Annotated in this window: 2 protein-coding genes; both read left to right on the top strand. The window is 39.2% G+C overall.

Annotated elements, in window-relative coordinates; translation table 11 throughout:
* Positions 1–1031: 1031 nt before the first annotated feature.
* Positions 1032–3596 carry a zinc-dependent metalloprotease gene (locus JIV24_RS21620; protein WP_200467173.1) on the top strand — a complete coding sequence of 855 codons (2565 nt, stop codon included), beginning with the start codon at positions 1032–1034 and terminating at the stop codon, positions 3594–3596.
* A gap of 61 nt (positions 3597–3657) precedes the next feature.
* Complete coding sequence (locus JIV24_RS21625; protein WP_200467174.1) at positions 3658–6486, top strand: T9SS type A sorting domain-containing protein; 2829 nt, start codon at positions 3658–3660, stop codon at positions 6484–6486.
* Positions 6487–6994: the final 508 nt, after the last annotated feature.

The following is a 6994-nucleotide window of genomic DNA, read 5'->3' on the forward strand; positions in this document are numbered from 1 at the left end:
TATTAATGAATTAACAAAGCGAATCATGCTTCTTTTTGCTTGACATTCAGCGTTTTAACTTACGTGGGAAACATCAGAATATAACTATAGCGTGTTAAAAGCTGTGCTACATGTATTAATTAAATGAGTCTAAGCTTATTTGCTAATTATGCCGATTTAACAAGACAAATGGATCATCATTGAACCTTGAAAAATGTAACTCAAGAAAGGTGTACTGGTTTGTCAATGCTATAAACAGTTGCTTCTACTGTCATCAATCAGAGCAATTAATCATCCCAGCGGGATGAAATATCTATAGCGCATTAAAAATTATCTCCCATTTCAACTCCAGAGGAGTTGTATGATTCTAAAAAAAAAAGGCTCTACGCAATACCTACGATGAATTGTAGGTCAGAGAACCCTGATTATGCGGCAATAGTTGCGATGAATACATATGACGACAGCGTTAACCCTACATTTTTTTTCAAAAAAGAATGTAGCTGATTCGTGCTTAACCTGCTGTAAATATTGATTAGTTTTTCCTAATTATTCCCGATTCAACGCAATCAACACATCATCCGCATATTTTTAAAATTGAAACGCAAGAAGGGCACATTTTGAATTGTAAAGGGTTTTAATCATCATCCCAGCGGGATGAAATATCTATAGCGCATTAAAAATTATCCCCCATATCAACTCCAGAGGAGTTGAATCAATTAAACAATGCATTACAATTAAAACCAAAACAACATACCTCACACCAAACATTTAAACAAACCCTAATTTATTTCTCTAAAGTGAATAGAGGCTATTCACAATCAGCTATATATTACCATCGATGTTTATATACTCCTTTCATCTTTTCAGATAGCTAATTCCAACTCGCATAAAAAGAAGAGCTTATTCAAATATTGACTTCAAACGGCTATTGACTTATATTTTCTAAAAATAAAAACTAAAAAAACACAAATCCCATGTACCCCTTAAAACAGTTAAAGCTGTTTGACTATATAGAAGAATACTAAAAACACAAAAAATAAAATAATAAGCAGATGGCGAGTAAGATTTTAATAATGCTATTTCTTTCAGTTGGCTTGTTAGCAGCAAATGCTAATAACGATCTTGACAAAAAAGATAAAAAGTCGAAAGACGAAAAAGTTAGCTCATATGAAAAAACCTTAAAAGATGCCGTAAGTTCAGCAGAAGGGCTGATTCAAATGCATAAAGTAGACAAGAAATTTTACTTTGAAATTACGGAAGATATCCTTGGTAAGGATTTGTTATTCACATCACACATTAATAAAGTCAGTAACGATAAGGTGGCTAGAATAGGTCAGATGACCTTACTGCGTCGCGTGCGTTTGGTGAAGGAAGACGATAATATTTTCATGAATGAGATGCAGGTGGATTTCACCACCGACGAATCAAATGCCATAGCAAAAGGCTTTAATAACAACTTCTCTGATGCAACACTGGAGGTATTTCCAATTGTAGCGACAAATGAGAAGGAAAAAACATACCTGATAGACGTATCTAAATTTATGCTGAACACAGCGGCTCCAATGGGCATGCCTAAAAAAGCCTTGTGGAATCAAAAACCAAGTGGTGCGCTGTCGCCAAATGCCAAACTGTCAAAGATTATCGATTACAAATCCTTTGATACCAATATCGCCGTCCAGTGTCGTTTTGGATTTACGGATGCACAGAAGGCACCTGTTGCAGTTATTATGCAGCGTAATATCACCTTATTGCCTGAGGAGCCAATGGAACGTCGTATCTACGACCGACGAATGAACTACTTTTATTCAAGCCAGGGTTTATACAGCGATACGGATCAGGAAGGACCATTGAAATACGCCTATGTGAATAAATGGCGCTTAACAGTTAGTGAAAAGGACCAGGCGAAATTTGAAAAAGGTGAGTTGGTAAGGCCTGAGCAACAGATTGTTTGGTATGTTGATAATGCCTTTCCTGAAAGCTGGAAGAAATACATCAAACAAGGGATTCTGGATTGGAACATTGCCTTTGAAGCCATGGGTTTTAAAGATGTAATGGTGGTCAAAGACTATCCAAAGAATGATCCTGATTTTAGTCCTTCAGATGTGAACACCAACTGCTTTAGCTATATTCCTTCTATAGTAGGGAATGCCATGGGCTCGAGCTGGGCCGACCCACGCACAGGTGAAATGCTGGGTGCTCAGGTTTATTTTAGCCATAGCATCTTAAAACTCGCTAAAGAGATGCGTTTTTCAATGACAGCAGCTGTTGACCCTGAAGCACGTAAAAAAGAATACAGCGAGGAAGTGATGGGCGAATTGATTCGTAATATTTCAGCACACGAAATTGGTCACACATTGGGTTTGATGCACAACTTCCGTGGTTCGTACGCTATCCCTACTGATTCATTACGTTCAGCATCCTATACAGCTGAAAATGGCATTGGAGCCTCTATAATGGACTATGTGCGTTATAACTATGTGGCGCAGCCGGGCGACAAAGACGTAGCCATGGTGCCACCGGTAATGGGTAAATACGACATTGAGTCCATCAAATGGGCCTACAAGCCAATATTTGAAGATATCACCTGGAATGAGCAGTACCAGATCATCAATAAGTGGATTACCGATAAGAATGATGACCCATTTTATATTCACGGCCCACAGGAGATGAAACAAGTTGGCCTGATAACCGATCCGGCTTCGCAGGATGGCGACCTTGGTAATGATATAGTAAAATCATCGGCCTATGGTGTGGAGAACCTGAAAGTGATCATGGAGAACCTGATTGAGTGGACAGCTGTTGAAAATGAAAACTACCGACCTGTTCATGGTCGTTACCGTTTTCTTTGCGCGCAGTATAACACATACATCACGCATGTTTTTCCAATGATTGGTGGTTTAAATTTATACGACCCGGTTTATGGTGATAATAAAACAGAGACCATAACGGTAAGCAAAGAAAAGCAAAAAGAGGCTTTAGCCTTTTTGTACAAGCAGGTGCGCGAGATGGAAACATGGCTAATGCCAGCAGAAATAATGAAGCTCAAAAAGCCAGGAAAGGAAGATCCGGTTCAATGGCAGCAGCGTGCCATTATCGATAAAACCATCTACATGAGCCAGCGTGTATGGGCAGCCAACCGCTACAATAAAGATGGTTACACCATGGAAGAATACATGGATGATATCTATGGCTATGTGTGGGAGTCAACATTAAAGAATAACAAGACTTTAACACAAACAGACAGAACTTTACAAAACTTCTACCTGCGTAGCATCTTATCGTATGGTAATTTTCAGAATAATGGAAGAAAAGAATCGTCAAAAGCATTTGCAATTACTGATACAGAGACTGCCTGGTTTGGCGATGTTAAAACTTCAACCTGTTCATGCGGCTCATGTTCTTCAAACAACTTTAAGGACGAAGAGCGTTATGCAGCCATGCCACTGGGTACTGTAGGCGATACTTTTGATAAGATTGAAATGCGTGTGGTGTTTATGACCCAACTAAACAAAGCTTACAAATTATTAAGCAAGGCGGTTAAAACACCTGGTATCGATGCTAAAACCAAAGAGCACTATACCTACCTAATCTCTTCGATTGAAGCGTATGTAAACTAAATAAACAAGCCCGGCTGGTAAGTTGCCGGCCGGCTTAGTATTAATACTTAAATATTTTAATATGAAAAAGAATCTACTAGTTTTATTAATGGCACTGGTAACTTTTGCCGGTGTAAATGCCCAGGGATGGGTTGAAAATGGAAACTCAGTACCAGATGTTTGGCAAACACCTGCACCTGTTCCGAATACTCAATTTGGTAAAGTAGTGGCTGTTGATGGAGAGTATGCTGTATTGGTTACAGCTTTCAAAGAAGTTTATGTGCAAAAGTACGAATCTGCTACAGATGCATGGTCAACCATTGCACAGTTATCGACTTCTGAAACACTAAGCGGCTCTTTTGCAAATGCTGTGGCCATTAATGGTGGTGTTATTGCTATCTCTGATACTGGTATGACCAATGACGAAGGAAATACTACCGCAGGTGCTGTTTTTATATACGAAATGCAAGGCGAAGAATGGTCAGATATGGCGGAAGCAACAGTTGTATATAAAGGTGCTAAGACATATGCCAATTTTGGGTTTTCAATTGCATTAACAGATGAAGTTCTTGTTGTAGGAGCACAAGGATATTGGCACACGTTTTATAATGCGGATGGAGCAGTTTACGTCTATCAAAAGGGTATATCCGATTCATGGGCGTCTGAGTCTATTGTACCTGTTACTTTGAAAGATCCGAGTTCAGTTTTAAAACATTTTGGTTCAGCGGTAGCTATCGAAGACGATGTAATTGTTGTAGGTTCTCCAAGGTCTGATGTAACTGTTGGTGAAACAACTACAGCAAGAGCTGGAGAAGCTTTTGTGTATAAACGTGATGGAGCTTTGTGGACTGATATGACAGATGCCAACCACATATTAAGAAATACGACTATTGACGGGTATAATGAACTTGGTTCGTATGTTGCTATTTCCAATGGTGTTATCTATGTTGGTTCTATGAATTATAAAATTACTGAAGGCTTGGATGTGTATGATAATGCAGGAGCTATTTTAGTCTATGGTACCGACGCTGTTTTTAATGATCCAACAAGTGAAACGGATAAATATACCTACGAAACAGCCATTCTAACAGCTCCAATACCGGTTTCGGGACAAAAATTTGGGACAAAATTCAATGTTAAAGGAGATGTTGTTGTTGTAGGTGTTCCTACTTTAAATGAGGTTTATATTTTTGAAGGACCAGTTGATGGTGCCTGGACAACTTCACATGAAACTGTTAGTGCTACATTATCGGTTGATGGATTAGACGCTACAGCTAAATTTGGTACTTCAACAGGCTTCGATGGTAATACTATTGTGGTTGGTGCTCCTGAATTTAGTACCCTGAATGAATCAAAAATTGGAAAAACATATTTATTTGCTAAACCAGGAACCGGAACTTGGGTTGATAACAGCACACCTGATGCTGATGCCATATCGGAGGTTACAATTACAAACCTCAATGAAAATTTTGGTTATGCAATGGATATCGACGGATCATTTGCGGTTGTAGGTGCACCAGGACACCCTGAAACCGTATACGTACTAGAACGAACTGGTGATGACTGGGCAAAGATTGCAACGCTTACACCAAGTGTAGCTGCTGCAGGTAATTATGGTTTTGGTAATACTGTTGCTATTAAAGGTAGTATTATTGTGATTGGTGCCTTAGATTATAAAAACGCCTCCGAAGATGCCGTGGGTGCCGCCTTTGTTTACGAAAAAAATGGAACCTGGGCAGATGCTACTGAAACTGCTATTTTGACTGCAGATAATGGAGTTGCCGGTGATAAATTTGGAGTTCAAGTCGCTACAGATGGAACAGCAGTAGCCGTTGTGGCATCTAATAAGCATATAACACTTGATACAGATGATCCCGCAACACCTGATGTTGTTGAAACAACTGAATATACTGATAATGGTTCTATATATGTATATGAAAAGCAAATTGATACCTGGACGCAGGTAAAGGAAGTATATCATACGCCTGTGAGCGTAGGAGATCAATTAGGTTATTATGGTGTTGAAATAGAAGGTGACGTAATTGTTGCAGGTGCTCATAACCACGATTATACTGATATATACCAGTCAGGAGCCGGCTTTGTGTTTACAAAAACTTCTAGTTCTTCATGGTCAACAGCTAACACTAATGAATCAGCCGTATTAAAGAGGCCAACCTCTGCGTCTTATGATTACTTAGGTCAGGGTGTTGATTTGAGTGGAGAACAAATACTCATGAGTACTAATATACAGGAAGTTAATTTATTCGAAATGCCTGAAGGCGGATGGACCGGTGAAGTCGTTAGCAATGTTGTTTTTAAGCCGTCTGCATCAAATTCGCCATTTGCATTTGGTGATTATGCTATTGATGCTTCATCAGGTAGAATCGTTGTCGGAGATTACTTTTGTACCGAAAATGGACAAGCACAAGCAGGAGCTGTTTATATTTTTGAAGAGCCTGTTGATGGTTGGTTAGCTACCAATACTGAAACTTGGAAATTAGTTTCTTCAACTATAGCAGCATCTAACCATTTTGGGTATAGTGTTGCTTTAGATGGTGACTATTTATTAGTAGGAGAAAAGGCAGATGATGCGATTTACACAGGCGTAGGAACTGCATGGTCGTATTATTATGATGAAACTTATACTGATATTGAAGATGAGTTAGAAGAAGCATCTGTTAATACTGTTACTCTTTCACCAAACCCATTCACATCTACTTTAACATTCCGCAATACACAGGATATTGACCGTGCTGTTATTTATAACATTGCCGGTGCTGTGGTTCGTTCAGTTGAAATCAGAGGTACAGAAGCTTCTGTTTCAACAGCCGACTTACCAGCCGGTATGTATGTTGTTCAGTTCTTAAGTGGTGCTGAAAGAGTACAGGTTAGTAAAGTAATTAAAAGATAAGTTTTGGTTTGAGTTAGTGCTTTAGTTTGTTGCCGGAAACGCAAATAGTAGGTGATTCAAACTAAAGTTTGGTTAGGTTGTGAATAAGCGGTACTTCAATGGAAGTACCGCTTTTCATTTAAGTATGCCTATCCAAACAGTATGGGTAGTGTTGCCCAAGCAATAGGCGTAGTAGCCCGCAAAAAGCTTGCGTGGTATAGGACAAATAGTATGCGTGCATAAGCGCAAATAGTATGCGTGGTATAGCGCAAGATGCTTGAGTGAAGTTTTTCTCAGAGTTAATAATTAATTACCTCTGTGTTCTCTGTGAGCTCAGTGGTAAAATATTACCTGAAAGGGCTTGCACGTATTGCCTGAAAGGCATTAAGGTAGTAGCACAGGCCACTTGAACGCAGTGAAATACGGCCTGTTAAATTTAATAACACGCAAGCATTAGGGCTGTAGGCCCGACACATAAATTATAGCGATACCGAAGTTAAACCAAAAATAGGCGTAGCAGCATGCAGTA

It is taken from the genome of Carboxylicivirga marina (genome assembly GCF_016612505.1).
Taxonomy (GTDB): domain Bacteria; phylum Bacteroidota; class Bacteroidia; order Bacteroidales; family Marinilabiliaceae; genus Carboxylicivirga; species Carboxylicivirga marina.